Below are 14,371 nucleotides of genomic sequence, written 5' to 3'. Positions count from 1 at the left end.
CCAAATTATGTCAAACTCTAGAAAAATACACTTTGAAATATCGGAACGGAAGATTTTACTTCGTGTTTTTGATATTTTTTTCGTTTTACTGGTTTTATTCCTAATTGGGAAATATTTTAATTTTACTTATTTTCAAATCACAGCCACCAGTTATTATTGGACCATAGTATTGGCTTTATATATAACGAGTATAGGAACTATATTTGAAATGTATAACCTTCAAATCGCGAATAATAAATTTCTCGTTTTAAGAAGTACAATTTTGACAACGGCTGTTACAACTCTGTTATATTTATTAACTCCTTTTTATACACCAATACTTCCGTCCAACCGACTTCAAATTGTTTTTTTCTTTGTTGCAATTTTATCCGCTTTGTTACTTTGGAGAAACTTTTATATTTATTTTTTAGCAGCAAACCGTTTTGTAAAGACAGTATTGTTTGTGGGTAGTAGTAAAAAAGTGGAGAAATTAGTGGATGAACTTACAAGAGTGAATCCGCATTATAAAGTAATTGGTTTTATTCCCACGGATGATAAAATTGTTAAGACAACATTGCAAAGTTTATCTCTTTCCGAATTGGAGTCTTTTTTTTCAAATCATTATATTTCTGAAATTGTAGTTACCAATGATAACAATAAAGTAATTTCTGTTGCATTATATTCTCAATTACTAAAGTTACTCGAAAAAGGGATTGTAATACGACAATATGCTGAAGTGTATGAATACAGCACCAATCGTTTGCCGATTCATTTTGAAGACAAAGAATTATATAAATTTTTCCCATTTAGTAGAAGTAATCAAAATGCCTTATATGCTTTTTATATTCGTTTTTTAGATATACTCTTATCCATTGTAGGCCTTTTGAGCTTATTGTGTATTTTGCCATTTATTGCATTATTTAATGTATTGTGGAATAAAGGGCCACTTCTTTATAAACAAGAACGTATTGGTAAAAATGGGATTCCTTTTGAAATTTATAAGTTAAGAACGATGATTGTAAATGCAGAACAAGAAGGAGCTGTGTTTGCCAAAGTAAATGATATAAGGGTAACACCATTTGGTCGATTTTTACGTAAAACAAGAATTGATGAAGTGCCTCAATTTATAAATGTATTAAAAGGAGAAATGGCTCTTATTGGACCAAGACCTGAACGTCCAATATTTGTGGATGAAATTGCAAAGAATATACCGTTGTATCAAACGAGACATGTCATTAAACCTGGATTAACAGGTTGGGCACAAGTAAATTATCCCTATGGAGTTTCTTTGGAAGATAGTTTAATGAAGTTGCGTTACGATTTATATTATATTAAACATAGAAGTTTGTTTTTGGATATTAATATTGTAATGAAAACATTGAGTACCATCCTTTTTGCAAGAGGACAATAGTTTATTTTTGGATACACTTTTACGTAAGTATATTTACCCTTTCTTTTGTGTTACAATTATTCTACTTAAGAAAATAAAATGAGCCACTATAAATGGAGTCATTAGATATAAATGTACTTTGTTAAGTATATATAGTAAATAAACCAGTAATAATCCGGCTATAATTTTTCCCCAAAAAAGCATTTTTTTGTTATTGTTTTTGTAATAGTAATAAAGGAAAACGAAATAGAGAGGGTTAAATAATAAAGCATTGTAATTCCACATCACTTCTTTGTGTAACGAATAGAAACCAACACCACATAAAAAAACACCAATTAAACCTACAAAGCCAAAATAGATAAGGTTGATACTTTTGTTATACAACAAAACAAGGATTAAAAGTAAAATGATGACAAGGTAAATACTGTTGAAAAAAGAACGGGTATAATTAACTGGTTTTGCTTCAAATAATGTTGTTGTTTCTGAAACTAAAGGTTTATTGTCTAAAGTTGTGTTTTTTAAAGACTCAAGAAATTCAAAGGGCAAGAACAATCGTTCCGCTTTCTGATCCACTTTGGTTCCGAAAATAATATTAATTCCCAATTGTTCCCAAAAATGATTTTTTGAATAAGGGAATAAAATTTCGCGATAGGTTATTTCAACAGGCTTTTGGGTCTGAATAATAGTATCGCTCAAAATGGTATTTAATTTGTCTACAACCATGTTAGTACAATTCCTATCAATGAACTTGTAAGTGTAGAAACGATTTTCACTTTGTAAATCTGAATTTAAGGATTCAAAGAGCTGTTGTTTTTTTGCTAAAGTGAGTTGAAGTTTTTGTTCATAAATGGAACGGTTTTCATATCGGTATCCGTATTCAAAATTAGGATAATTGCTTACCGACATAAAATATTGTAAATCTCCTTTTACAAATTTTAAAATAAAATTTGGAGTTTCAAAATCAAAAGTTCCATAATTGTAAACGATATCAAGTTGATTCGGTATGTCTTTAATACGAACTGCCGTATGTCCATACAAAGAATAAGATTCATTTCCAGTTCCACATGTTAAGATGCTCACTTCTGCTTGGTCAGATAAACTTATATTTTGACTATAACAAGTAAAAGTAAGGAGTAGTAAAAAGGAGAACAGTATTTTTTTTATCATATCGTTTTATTTCAAAAACATTATTTAGGTTATGTTCCTATCTAAAGATACTAAAATCAACTTTTAGAGAAAAAATATTGGAATACAAAGCGGCACTTTGGTCACCTAAATCGGTTAATGCATAATCTATTTGTATACCTTTATATTTAAACCCTAAACCAATATTGGGTTGGAAACTTAATTTTTGTGTATTGTCTATTTGAGTGATTTGTTGAAAATTACCCACACCTGCTCTTAAAAAAACCAAATCAACATAACCAAATTCAAATCCTAGTGCAGGATCAATACTCACTAAATTGGTTGAAATAATATCATTCGTTTGAGTAAATTGCATGTTTAAGTTAGCAGCTGCTGTTAGGCTATAATCGTATCGAAATATATATTTTTTAGCAACTCCAAATTGTGCTTTAGGTAAAGTAGCTTCACTGGTTTCAGGAAGTTCTTGATTTTCGCCTGGAATTGCATTTTTAATTTTTTCGTATTCTTCTGTATCAATGGCCCAAGTATTATAAGTTGTAGTAATGTCACGCAACATTAAGCCAAGCATCCATTCATTTTCAGTTTGATATTGAATTCCTAAATCAAAACCAAATCCCCAAGAGTTAGCAAAATCTCCAATTACCCTGCGAATTACTTTTGCATTTACTCCATAGTTAATTCCTTGAACAGGCAAGCTTCGAGCATAGGAAACAGTTAAAGCATAATCAGCTGTCGAAAAAAGTGAAATTCTATTGTAATCAATGTTTCCTTGACTATCTATTAACTGTGTAGTATTAAGAATATCATCTACACCAAAACGGATTATAGATATACCTAAAGCACTTCGGTCATCAATAGGCATAGCAAACCCAGCATAATCATATTGTGCTATATTAGCAAAATAATTGGCATGCATTAAACCAATTTGTTTGTCTTCTAATTGCAGTAAACCAGCAGGATTCCAATAACCCGAATTAACATCTCCAGTATGAGCTGTAACCGCATTACTCATTCCTAATGCTGCAGCATCTACTCCAATACTTAAAAATTCATTGGAATATTTCCTAAAAGTCTGACTACTTGAGGTTAAGGTGTAAAAAAACAAAACAACAACAAACGTATTTTTCAAAGCAAATTAATTTTTTACAAAGATGAAATAAAAATCTTAATTAGTAAACTCTAAATGTATTAACTTATTGTATTACATTTGTTCTAAAATTAGTAAAAACCAAACAATAGGCTCTTTTTAAATCGTTTTCCTGCTGTTCGTTTCAATCTTTTTTATTGAAAAAGTAATTAGTTGATTGTAAATAGGTTACTTTTAAAATAAAAAAAGATTTTACTACCATCAGGGTTAAACAAACCAACTAAGAGCATTTTTTAAGCACGTTATTATGAATATTACAAAGTCAATACCTAATACTTTTACACTTTTAAACTTGTTGAGTGGTTTAATTGCCATTATCTGTATTTTTAATGGATATTATGATCATGCTTTTTTACTGGTTTGTTTAGGTATATTTTTTGATTTTTGGGATGGATTTTTAGCTAGAAAATTAGAAGCGCAAAGTGCATTAGGTTTGCAATTAGACTCTTTAGCCGATATGGTTACTAGTGGAGTAGTACCTGGATTAATGATGTTCAAATTGTTTGATACCATTCAACAAAACCAACCCGAATATATGCTTACAGAAGCGACCTATTATATGGGGGTGGTACCTTATTTAGGACTTTTAATTCCATTAGCTTCTTGTTATCGATTGGCTAACTTTAATATAGATACTCGTCAGACCAATTCTTTTATTGGATTGCCAACACCTGCAAATGCTTTATTGATCATGAGTATTCCAATGATTCAATATGTAGATTCGTATCAATGGTTGACTGATGCATTATATAACCCTTATGTTTTACTTGGAATTACACTTTTAAGTTGTTATTTATTAAATGCAGAAATTCCACTGTTTGCATTAAAATTTAAAAAGTTCAGTTGGGACGAAGCTAAACTTCAAATTTTATTTATAATTTTTGCAATAGCCTTGTTGTTGTTGTTCAATTTTGTTGCTATTCCATTAATTATTTTAGGTTACATTAGTATCTCTATAATAGTCAATCGATTTGAAAAAAAATAAGCCTCAGATACTTTCTTCAAATAAGCGTCCAGCTACTCGAAAAAAAACGGTTAAAAAAAGCAATTTTTCTTTGGCTAAAAGTATAGGTTATGTCTTGTTTTTCTGTGCGATAATTATCATTAGTCTTGGAATCTATCAGTTTAAAGACGGGGTTTTGTATTATTTGGGTTTTAAAACGAATAGTTTAGACGGCCTCACAAAAGAAGAACGTGCAATTGCCGATATTCGTATTTATGAAGTGTTGAGTGAGCACCAAGATTTTATTTTTGGCATGGATGTTTCGGAATACCAAGGAAATATAGATTGGGAAAGAGCACAAAAAGTAGAAGATACTTTTAGTTTGTCATTTGCATTTATTCGCGCTACTGCTGGAAAGGATAAGGTTGATAGTAAATTTTCATACAATTGGAAGGAAGCAAAAAAGAATAATTTTGTAAGAGGTGCTTATCATTATTATCGGCCTAATGAAAACTCAATATTACAAGCAAATAACTTTATACAAACCGTTCAATTGTCTTCAGGAGACTTTCCACCTGTTCTAGATATTGAAAAATTGCCTAAAACGCAATCTTTAGATAGTTTGAAATTAGGTTTACATCGTTGGCTAAACAAAATAGAAGCCCATTACAAAATGAAGCCTATTATTTATACTGGAGAAAGTTATTACAATGATTTTTTGAAAAAGGAATTTTCTGATTACCCTTTTTGGATTGCCAATTACAATATTTGGAAAAAAAAGCCCGAAAAAGAATGGTTTATGTGGCAATTTACTGAAAAAGCGAAAGTTGAAGGTATCAAAGGAATGATAGATTTGAATGTCTTTAATGGCGATTTTGTAAAATTTATTGAAAGTACTAAACCATAAATCAAAAAATAGTTTTATATTTGTTTAACGAAATTTGAAAAACGATGAACAATATTAAAACTTCTTTTAGTGTAAAAGATCTTGAAAACCTTTCAGGGATAAAAGCGCACACCATCAGAATTTGGGAAAAGCGTTATTCTATATTTTCGCCAGACAGAAATGAAAATAATATACGATCGTATAATTCGGAAGATTTACTTAAATTACTTAATATTACTTTTTTAAATAATTTTGGTTACAAGATTTCGAAAATATCTTCCTTATCTACAGAAGATATGAATAGTTTGGTGAAGCAAATCTATTCTGATAAGAACAGTTCTTCATTAGCTATTTCTTCCTTTAAATTTGCCATGTTTAATTTTGATACGCAGTTATTTCATGAGACTTATGCGAAATTAGCAGAAACCAAATCATTTGAGGAAATTTTTTATGAAGTCTTTATTCCTCTCCTAGATGAAATAGGTGTTTTATGGCAGACCGCAACTTTAAAACCGATACACGAGCATTTTATTAGTGCTTTAATCCGACAAAAATTGTATACTGTTATAGAGGAAGCTCATCAACAAATAAAACATAGCCGTAAAAAAGTATTTGTATTATACCTTCCAATGAATGAAATTCATGAATTGGGTCTTGTATTCATTAATTATTTATTATTAAAAAAAGGATATAGTACCTTGTATTTAGGAGAAAGCGTGCCTATGGAAGATTTGGAAGATATGAAGCAATACTTTGACGAAGTACATTTTATTTCCTATTTTACGGTGCAACCATTAGCTGAAGAAGTAAATAACTATTTGAATCAATTTCATCAAACCATCTTAAAAGAAACTCCAAATAAATTGTATGTTTTAGGAAAGCAAATTGAGCATATAACTCAAAAGTATGATTCGGTTACATGTTATTCTGAAATTCAAAATTTGCTATTGAATCTTTAAAAAAGAATGAATATTTATTATATTTAAAAACAAATAACAATAATGGACAAAAAAATTATAGTCATTGGTTCAGGATTTGCTTCTTTATCAGCGGCTTGTTATTTAGCGAAAGCAGGAAATAAAGTGACACTTTATGAAAAAAATGCCTCCGTTGGTGGAAGAGCAAGAAGGCTTTCTCGTGAAGGTTTCCATTTTGATATAGGTCCAACTTGGTATTGGATGCCAGGTGTTTTTGAAAAATTTTTTGCTGACTTCGGCAAACAAGTATCCGATTATTATGTTCTAGAGAAACTGGCTCCTGCTTATGACGTTTATTTTCAAGGAAATGAAAAAGTGACTATTGATGATCATTTGGATGCCATAGCTGAAACATTTGAAAATATTGAAGCCGGTAGTGCAAAAAAGTTACGTTCATTTATAAAAGAAGCACAAGATAATTATGCAATTGCAGTGGATAAAATGGTTTACAAACCAGGAAATTCTCCTCTGGAACTCGTAACTCCAGAAACGATTACAAGAGTGGGGCAGTTTTTTTCTACGATTTCTAAAGAAGTAAGAAAGCGTTTTAAAAACGAAAAATTAATTAAAATTTTAGAGTTTCCAGTTTTGTTTTTAGGAGCAAAACCTTCAGATACGCCTTCTTTTTATAGTTTTATGAATTTTGCAGATTTTGGTCTAGGTACTTGGCATCCAAAAAAAGGAATGTATGCTGTGGTTGAAGCCATGCAAAATTTAGCTGAGGAATTAGGGGTAGATATACACACCAATGCAACCGTTTCTAAAATTTTAGTAAAAGATGGAAAAGCAATTGGAGTACATGTGAATGGTAGTGATGAATACGCTGATATAGTGGTTAGTGGAGCAGACTATCATCACTCGGAGCAATTATTAGATAAAAAAAACAGAATGTATTCGGAAGCCTATTGGGACAAAAAAATATTTGCACCATCTTCTCTCTTATTTTATGTAGGTTTTGATAAAAAATTAGAAAACGTTTCGCATCATACTTTATTTTTTGATACGCCATTTGAACCGCATGCAAAAGAAATTTATGATACTAAAGTTTGGCCTAAAGAACCTTTGTTTTATGCAAGTTTTCCTTCTAAAACGGATGCGTTTTTTGCTCCCGAAGGTAAAGAAGCAGCTACATTTTTAATACCAATTGCTCCAGGTTTAGAAGACACTGAAGTGATACGAAAGCAGTATTTTGATATTATTATTGATAGATTAGAGAAAATAACGCAACAGTCAGTAAAACAAAATGTTATATTTGTTGAGTCCTATTGTGTGAATGATTTTATAAAAGATTATAATTCTTATAAAGGGAATGCTTATGGGTTAGCCAATATTTTAACGCAAACCGCATTTTTAAGACCCAAAATAAAGAGTAGAAAAGTTCAAAATTTATTTTTTACTGGCCAATTAACCGTTCCTGGCCCAGGAGTGCCACCGTCATTGATCTCTGGAAAAATCGTAAGTGAACAAATTATAAAAGAATTCTCATCATGAAAGCATTATTTGACCAAGCATCCTTAGAATGCAGTAAAACAATCACAAGGAAGTACAGTACTTCTTTCTCTTTGGCCATTAAAATGTTAGCCCCAGAAATCCAAGATGATATCTACGCTATTTATGGATTTGTACGTTGTGCAGACGAAATAGTTGATACTTTTGAAGGGTATGAACAAGAGCTATTATTGGATGAATTTGAAGTTGAGTACCAAAAAGCATTAGAACGACGCATAAGTTTAAACCCCGTTTTAAATGCTTTCCAACATGTAGTACACCGTTATGGATTATACGATCTCGTTCCTCCGTTTATGAAAAGTATGCGAATGGATTTGACTAAAAAAGAATACAATTCGATTGCAGAATATGAGGAGTATATTTTTGGTTCTGCAGATGTGGTGGGTTTGATGTGCTTAAAAGTATTTGTAAAAGGTGATGAAAATAAATATAATGAGCTAAAAGACAGTGCTATGAAGTTGGGCTCCGCTTTTCAGAAAGTAAATTTTTTAAGAGATTTACAACATGATTATGAGAATTTGGGTCGTGTTTATTTTCCTGGAATCAATTTTTCTTCTTTAACAAATGCAAATAAAGAGCAAATTGTAGCAGAAATTAATTCCGATTTTGAAGAAGCCTTTAAAGGTATTTTAAGATTACCAACAGAAGCAAAATTTGGCGTTTATACAGCTTACCGTTACTATAAAAGTCTCATGCAAAAAATTAATAAAACCCAACCTGAAGAGTTTTTAAGTAAAAGAATTAGTGTTTCAAATCCTTTGAAATTAGTAATTTTGGGAAAATCGTATCTTCGTTATCAATTTAATATCATTGCCTAATGTCTATCTTATTGTACATTTTAATTACTATACTAACATTCTTAGCGATGGAAGGAGTTACTTGGTTAACCCATAAATTTGTGATGCATGGTTTTTTATGGTATTTACACGAAGATCACCATCAACCCAAATATCAAGGTGTATTTGAAAAAAATGATGCGTTTTTTGTGATTTTTGCCATTCCGAGTATCGCTTTGTTTTATTTTGGGATTCATCCGGAACTCAATTTTTTATTTTTTATTGGTTTAGGAATTTTATGTTATGGAATTGCTTATTTTTTAATTCATGATGTATTAATTCACCAACGATTTAAATGGTTCAAGAATACAAAAAATAAATATTTAGTTGGTCTTAGAAAAGCACATAAAATTCATCACAAACATTTAGGAAAAGAACATGGGGAATGTTTTGGGATGTTGTATGTGCCTTGGAAATATTTTTCAATGTGAAATTTGAATAACATATTATAATCATTTAAAAAAAATCCCTTCGGGGATTTTTTTCATTTTCAATTAGTATTTTTTCAATTTGTTTTGATATTATTAAAAAAATCCATTTTTCTGCCTTCTAAATGCCACATAATAAATTTTAAAGTTGCTTCATTTTTAAACCTTCCTTTTTCATTTTCTTTAATTAAAATTCTTCTTACTCTTTTCTTTAATCTTTCAGGTGTGTGTTGGAAAATAATCCATGAAAGGTTTTTTTTAGACAATCTAGAATTATCGGGAAAGCCATATTTTTTTGTGATTTTAATTAGTTCAATAGAATTTGAGTAATCAATTTTTTGCTGAATTGTTCTGATAGAGTCTTTCCAATACTCATAAGTTATAGAATCCATATCTAGTGTATTGTTATTATTTTTACTTTTATATAATTTTGAAAGCGTTCTATTTTCTTGATCAGCTTTGACTAATAGATTTATTTTTTCTATTAGTAAATTTTCGTCCCGCTTAAATAATCTATCTTTTCTAGCATCTGTACTTACTATTGAACATGATAAAAATAATGAGCATCCCAAAACAAATGGAAGTAGCTTTGTCATTAAAAATAACGTATTAATTTTTAAAATTGATACGTTACTACTTTTACTTTTTAATTCCAACATATCAAATTTACTATTGTTAATTTGCTTTCCAGCAATACTATCTATTAATGTCTTTAATACAGTTGCTTTAAATTCTGCTCATCTATTTTTAGGCTTTCTAAATTTGCATTTAATTTCTGGTTGTGAAAATCTTCAAATTTTTTCATAAATTTGTTTTTTAATTAAATTAATTACAGTCATACTTAGTGTTCGTCAAAACATAATTAGGTAGGGCTGTTTTTTTTTTTAGTTGGTACTTCTGAAAACAAGAAAAAGCCAACTCTCTCTTTATTCTTGTTGGTTAGTTTTGTTTTAGGAAATCTAACCAATTCCTGTTTTGCTCGTTTTTTTAATGGGTTACTAACAGCTGAATCAATCCCATTATAGTGGCCAACTATAATTTTTTAAGGTTTAGCAGTAATTTTACTTTCTCTTTATTCCAGTTTATCAAACAATTCTAATATCTTTTTCAATACTTTGATTAAATAATACAATATGATAAGAATGGTAATGATCAAAACAATTTGAAAGAGGTATTGCATATCCATGGTTTAAATCTTTTATATAGGAATAGCATATTCCTTATTACTGATATCAAAACTAGAGGTGATTTTTAAGTTGTGCAAACAAAGTGAGTCGACATTCGTGAATTTCGACTGGCTTTTCAGGAATTTAGTTTGTTTTGAATTAGGGATCAATAAGATTCTATAAGTGTTGAGAGTAGTGATACAATTATAATTGACTATCGTTTTTTAATTATTTTAACAATACGAAAAAGTAAATATTTAGTAGGTTTTAGAAAAGCACATATAATTCATCATAAGAATTTAGGGAAAAAACATGGGAGTGTTTTGAGATGTTGCATGTGTCATGAAAATAGTTTCAATGTAAATGGAAAGTATCTCTATTTAACAATAGATTTACTGACACTTTTTGTACCTTTGTTGGCTAGTTTTTATCCAAAGCATGCTTTTTTTAAAAATTGGCCTTCTTTGTTTAAAAGAATTGCTATTGTTGGACTTTTCTTTTTAGTTTGGGATGCTTATTTTATTCATATTGGCGTTTGGGGATTTAACGAACGCTATTTGTCCGGAATCAAAGTTTTCAATTTACCTTTAGAAGAAGTTTTGTTCTTTATTTGTATTCCTTACTCGAGCGTTTTTGTTTATTTTTCTATGGAATATTTACTGAAGAAAAATCCGCTTGAGAAATTACATAAACTCATTACCCATTTTCTATTAACGTTTTCCACTGTAGTTTTTGTTATGCATTACGACAAGTGGTATTCGGCTTCTATATTTGGATTATTAGCGTTGTATTTGTTGTTTCATTTGTATCGAAAAACCTATTTGGGCCGACATTATGTTTCCTATACTATAACTTTAGTTTTCTTTTTTATCGTAAACGGAATATTAACAGGAAGTTTTATTGAAGAACCCGTAGTTTGGTACAACAATACTGAAAACCTTGGAATAAGAATGGGAACAATTCCGTTTGAAGATGCTTTTTATGGGTTTTTGCTAATTTCAGCAATAATTGATTGGTTTGATTATTTTAGGAAGTAATAAACTATTAGTTTTTTTTAATTCTTAATAATTGATACGACCTTTTTTTATATCTATTAATTCTTTTGTTTTTAAATTAAAAGTTCGTGTGCTATCATTTAAATAAAAATTAATTTTAGGTTCTTTTGAAGTAATATCGAAACGAGTATAGTAATCATCATCTATTTTGCCTATTGTTTTGATAATCAAATTTCCTTCTTCATTAAAAATACTATATTCAGCTTTGTTGTTACCAATACTTTTACGTGTAAGAAAATAATAATATTTGTTTAATTTATTTTCGATTGCAAATTTTCTAAACTCATCACTTGGAGTTTGTGGATAATAAATGTAGGCTATTTTTAAATTGTTATATTCAGCAGGAATAAGAATTTTTCCTGAAAAGTCAATAATACCTAGATTTCCTCCAAAACCAGAATCGTTAGATTGCATTTCATTTGAGAATACAAATAAATCATTAAAATTTTCTTTTCGATTAAAAGAATCATTGGAATAACTAATTGAATGATAAAGAAGCGGAACTAAATAAGGAAAAGTAAAAGATGTCAACTTTTCATTAAAATCACTAACTTGAAATCCTTTTTCAGTTTCAATGATAAAGTAATTAGGATAAACTTCTTTTACATTTTTTATGGGGTTTGTTTTTAAAGTAAGAGTACTATCCAATACTTTATCGTAATATTGATTTAGTTTTTTTGTTTGGCTATTTCGCTCTTTTATCCAAATTTCATTTTTATTTGGAATATAATGGTTTCGATAAAATACATTATCAAAATCTTTAAAGACTATTTTATTATCTGTATTTAGATCAAAAAAACCTTTTTGAATTTCATCAAAACTTTGATTAAAAATATCATAAATTTCATTACTAAAATAAACAATATTTTTAAAGTTGTTTATTTTTATTGTAGGATAATTAAGTAATAATTTTTTTTCATTTCTATTTATTCGAAAAAGTTTATGATTATCAGTAAGCTGAATTTCTTCCCAAACATTTTGTTTTTTGCTTTCAGAAGGTGTATTAGTTAATATATATGTTTTTCTATTATAAATGAATACTTTTTTTAAAAATTCTCCTTTAGAAAAACTATAAATTAGATTCCCATTTATATTAAATAAAAATGTACTTGAGTTTTTATCTGTACATTCATAAAACCGATTATTGTCATCAATCAGATAAGTTTGGATAGAATAATATTTGCTAGGAATAATAATTTCTTTAGTATCGGTATTGATTAAACCAGCATAACCGTTTTTTGTGAAAATACGATAAGGATCATTGGGTTGGGTTGTGTATTTCATTTTACATGAAAACAACAAAAAGAGAAATAATAAGCTAAAAATATATTTCATCATTTGTTTATTTTTTCAAAAATAGTCGCACAAACTTCTTTGCAAATAAATTCATAATTTGAATTAACAGGTGTTAGCGTTAATTTGTTATCTTAAAGTGTTGCAAAAAGGTAATAAAACTCACTATCAGTTGTTATGATCTGTAGTGTGTAATAGTTTTTATTATGGTTTGAAACTACCTATTTTCCTTCGTATTTTTTATTATTCATTTTAAGAGTTGCTGAACCGTCTTTTTCAAAACATAATATTTGGCCATTTTCGATTTTATTAATGTAATCATTTGCACCATTATTACCATGAAATTCAATTTCTTCCCAATTTCCAATTAAAAAATCAAAATCTTCATTTAAATTAATATTTTTAATTGCAAAAATTGTGTCTTATGATTGTTCTTCATTAATTAAACTATCACTTAAAATTACACTATCAATAATTTTTTGATAATTTTTATTAGTTTTAAAATTGTATTCAATTTGATTATTACTTTTAACATCGAAGCTAAATTCATTCCAATCTAAAACATGTATTTTGAATTTAGTTTCAATTTTATTTTTTATTGTTGAACTTTGGAATTTATTAGTTTTGTGATTCATTCCAGAAATTTCATCTTCACAAACGCCATTAGTAAATTCATTAATAAAGTAAGGTATATTGTTTTCTAAATAAATTTCTCCTTATTTTTTATACTTTTTACAATTCTCTTTTGAGTTAATATTAAAAGTGATTTTTTTTATTTGATTTTCAATTTTATAGTATTCAATTATAGTATCTAATCGAGTAACGCAACTAAAACATAAATTTTCTTTTAATAGTGTATTTTTATTTATTGATTTCTCAGTTTTTGAAACTTTTTTGTCAATTAAAGTTTGTTTAGAAACACAACCGAAAGTTATAATAAAGATAAGATATATTATAATTTTATTCATTCTATAAATACGTTGAACTATTAAGTGTATAAAATAATATAAGTTTTGAAGTTTTTTTAATATTCTTTTATTTTTAATTCAATTTTATTTTTATCATATTCAAAAATATATTCATTTGGCATAATCACTTCTTTCCCCTCATTTTCAAACTTTCCAACTCTAATATAATCACTCTTTTCCCAACTGATAATATAAAACTTTGCTTTTATAAATCTAATAATATCATCTTCTCCTTTGTAGGAATAGGTATGTACAACTTCTTTTTCTTCTTTTTCAATTAAGATTGGGATTTTATTTTTTAAATGTATAATGGTTTTTTCATATCCACCAGCCCATCCAAGTTCTTTGAAAAGCTCTAATTTTATGACTTTTGTAGATAGGATTTCTTTCTCAATTTTAGATATTATTTTATTATTATCTAATCTGGATTGACTATTAATTGTTCCAAAAAAGAAAACCGAAAATAGGATAACCAATTTTTTCATATTATAATCTAGTTTTACTATTAAGAGGTTAAAATCAATAGAAAGGTTGGAATTAAAATAATTTTTTTTAAAATAATTCTAAATTTAACATGAAATATATAGTTTGATATTTCATTTCTAATATTTTATATTACAGAGTAATAAATGAAATTTTCGATAATTT

The 14,371-nt window shown here is 28.3% G+C and carries 14 protein-coding genes; 8 read left to right on the top strand and 6 right to left on the bottom strand.

Annotated elements, in window-relative coordinates; genetic code table 11:
• The first annotated feature begins 7 nt into the window (after positions 1–7).
• Positions 8–1,390, top strand: a complete 1,383-nt coding sequence (locus NHF47_RS15295) for an exopolysaccharide biosynthesis polyprenyl glycosylphosphotransferase (protein WP_252765754.1) — start codon at positions 8–10, stop codon at positions 1,388–1,390.
• 33 nt (positions 1,391–1,423) lie between these two features.
• Here NHF47_RS15295 and NHF47_RS15290 read toward each other — a convergent pair whose 3' ends face one another.
• On the bottom strand, positions 1,424–2,536 hold the full coding sequence (locus tag NHF47_RS15290) for a DUF4105 domain-containing protein (RefSeq protein ID WP_252765753.1): 1,113 nt from the start codon (positions 2,534–2,536) through the stop codon (positions 1,424–1,426).
• Positions 2,537–2,573: 37 nt separating this feature from the next.
• Entirely contained in the window at positions 2,574–3,620 is a 1,047-nt protein-coding gene (locus NHF47_RS15285; protein ID WP_308219276.1) for a PorV/PorQ family protein, read from the bottom strand.
• A gap of 289 nt (positions 3,621–3,909) precedes the next feature.
• On the opposite strand from NHF47_RS15285, the gene NHF47_RS15280 reads away from it, so the two are divergent.
• From NHF47_RS15280 to NHF47_RS15255, 6 genes are read left to right on the top strand one after another with little or no spacing between them, the layout of a single operon-like run.
• Entirely contained in the window at positions 3,910–4,647 is a 738-nt protein-coding gene (locus NHF47_RS15280; protein ID WP_252765751.1) for a phosphatidylcholine/phosphatidylserine synthase, read from the top strand.
• Positions 4,634–5,512, top strand: coding sequence for a glycoside hydrolase family 25 protein (locus tag NHF47_RS15275; RefSeq protein WP_252765750.1), 879 nt, complete (start codon positions 4,634–4,636; stop codon positions 5,510–5,512). The genes NHF47_RS15280 and NHF47_RS15275 overlap by 14 nt, the downstream gene beginning before the upstream one ends.
• A gap of 44 nt (positions 5,513–5,556) precedes the next feature.
• Positions 5,557–6,450, top strand: a complete 894-nt coding sequence (locus NHF47_RS15270) for a MerR family transcriptional regulator (protein WP_252765749.1) — start codon at positions 5,557–5,559, stop codon at positions 6,448–6,450.
• A gap of 42 nt (positions 6,451–6,492) precedes the next feature.
• Positions 6,493–7,959 (top strand): NAD(P)/FAD-dependent oxidoreductase, encoded by a 1,467-nt coding sequence (locus NHF47_RS15265; protein ID WP_252765748.1) that lies wholly within the window; start codon positions 6,493–6,495, stop codon positions 7,957–7,959.
• Positions 7,956–8,795 carry a phytoene/squalene synthase family protein gene (locus NHF47_RS15260; protein WP_252765747.1) on the top strand — a complete coding sequence of 280 codons (840 nt, stop codon included), beginning with the start codon at positions 7,956–7,958 and terminating at the stop codon, positions 8,793–8,795. The genes NHF47_RS15265 and NHF47_RS15260 overlap by 4 nt, the downstream gene beginning before the upstream one ends.
• The gene (locus NHF47_RS15255; RefSeq protein WP_252765746.1) at positions 8,795–9,244 is read left to right on the top strand and encodes a sterol desaturase family protein; all 450 of its coding nucleotides are present in this window, start codon (positions 8,795–8,797) and stop codon (positions 9,242–9,244) included. Before NHF47_RS15260 ends, NHF47_RS15255 begins: the two co-directional genes overlap by 1 nt.
• A 74-nt stretch (positions 9,245–9,318) precedes the next feature.
• Here the strand turns inward: NHF47_RS15255 and NHF47_RS15250 are convergent, their stop codons facing one another.
• Positions 9,319–9,900, bottom strand: coding sequence for a hypothetical protein (locus NHF47_RS15250; RefSeq protein WP_252765745.1), 582 nt, complete (start codon positions 9,898–9,900; stop codon positions 9,319–9,321).
• Positions 9,901–10,742: 842 nt separating this feature from the next.
• Between NHF47_RS15250 and NHF47_RS15245 the strand changes: the two genes are divergently transcribed.
• Positions 10,743–11,444 carry a lycopene cyclase domain-containing protein gene (locus NHF47_RS15245; protein ID WP_252766109.1) on the top strand — a complete coding sequence of 234 codons (702 nt, stop codon included), beginning with the start codon at positions 10,743–10,745 and terminating at the stop codon, positions 11,442–11,444.
• A gap of 24 nt (positions 11,445–11,468) precedes the next feature.
• Here the strand turns inward: NHF47_RS15245 and NHF47_RS15240 are convergent, their stop codons facing one another.
• The 3 genes from NHF47_RS15240 to NHF47_RS15230 all read right to left on the bottom strand — a co-directional run bounded on the left by NHF47_RS15240 (position 11,469) and on the right by NHF47_RS15230 (position 14,208).
• Entirely contained in the window at positions 11,469–12,746 is a 1,278-nt protein-coding gene (locus NHF47_RS15240; protein ID WP_252765744.1) for a hypothetical protein, read from the bottom strand.
• Positions 12,747–13,177: 431 nt separating this feature from the next.
• Positions 13,178–13,390: a hypothetical protein gene (locus NHF47_RS15235; RefSeq protein WP_252765743.1), complete on the bottom strand. Its 213-nt coding sequence runs from the start codon at positions 13,388–13,390 to the stop codon at positions 13,178–13,180.
• A 389-nt stretch (positions 13,391–13,779) separates the two neighbouring features.
• Positions 13,780–14,208 carry a hypothetical protein gene (locus NHF47_RS15230; protein WP_252765742.1) on the bottom strand — a complete coding sequence of 143 codons (429 nt, stop codon included), beginning with the start codon at positions 14,206–14,208 and terminating at the stop codon, positions 13,780–13,782.
• Between the last annotated feature and the right edge of the window lie 163 nt (positions 14,209–14,371).

Origin of the sequence: Flavobacterium sp. NRK F7, assembly GCF_024054195.1 — a bacterium.
In the GTDB taxonomy this organism is placed as follows: Bacteria; Bacteroidota; Bacteroidia; order Flavobacteriales; family Flavobacteriaceae; genus Flavobacterium.
The sequence above is the reverse complement of the archived record's forward strand: the minus strand, read 5'-3'. Positions and strand labels throughout refer to the sequence as shown.

What these genes read in the sequence shown, in the direction of transcription:
- NHF47_RS15250 (WP_252765745.1), bottom strand. Translation starts at nt 9,900, where the DNA reads ATGTTGGAATTAAAAAGTAAAAGTAGTAACGTATCAATTTTAAAAATT.
- NHF47_RS15235 (WP_252765743.1), bottom strand. Translation starts at nt 13,390, where the DNA reads ATGAATCACAAAACTAATAAATTCCAAAGTTCAACAATAAAAAATAAA.
- NHF47_RS15240 (WP_252765744.1), bottom strand. Translation starts at nt 12,746, where the DNA reads ATGAAATACACAACCCAACCCAATGATCCTTATCGTATTTTCACAAAA.
- NHF47_RS15260 (WP_252765747.1), top strand. Translation starts at nt 7,956, where the DNA reads ATGAAAGCATTATTTGACCAAGCATCCTTAGAATGCAGTAAAACAATC.
- NHF47_RS15255 (WP_252765746.1), top strand. Translation starts at nt 8,795, where the DNA reads ATGTCTATCTTATTGTACATTTTAATTACTATACTAACATTCTTAGCG.
- NHF47_RS15295 (WP_252765754.1), top strand. Translation starts at nt 8, where the DNA reads ATGTCAAACTCTAGAAAAATACACTTTGAAATATCGGAACGGAAGATT.
- NHF47_RS15230 (WP_252765742.1), bottom strand. Translation starts at nt 14,208, where the DNA reads ATGAAAAAATTGGTTATCCTATTTTCGGTTTTCTTTTTTGGAACAATT.
- NHF47_RS15265 (WP_252765748.1), top strand. Translation starts at nt 6,493, where the DNA reads ATGGACAAAAAAATTATAGTCATTGGTTCAGGATTTGCTTCTTTATCA.
- NHF47_RS15290 (WP_252765753.1), bottom strand. Translation starts at nt 2,536, where the DNA reads ATGATAAAAAAAATACTGTTCTCCTTTTTACTACTCCTTACTTTTACT.
- NHF47_RS15245 (WP_252766109.1), top strand. Translation starts at nt 10,743, where the DNA reads ATGTGTCATGAAAATAGTTTCAATGTAAATGGAAAGTATCTCTATTTA.
- NHF47_RS15280 (WP_252765751.1), top strand. Translation starts at nt 3,910, where the DNA reads ATGAATATTACAAAGTCAATACCTAATACTTTTACACTTTTAAACTTG.
- NHF47_RS15270 (WP_252765749.1), top strand. Translation starts at nt 5,557, where the DNA reads ATGAACAATATTAAAACTTCTTTTAGTGTAAAAGATCTTGAAAACCTT.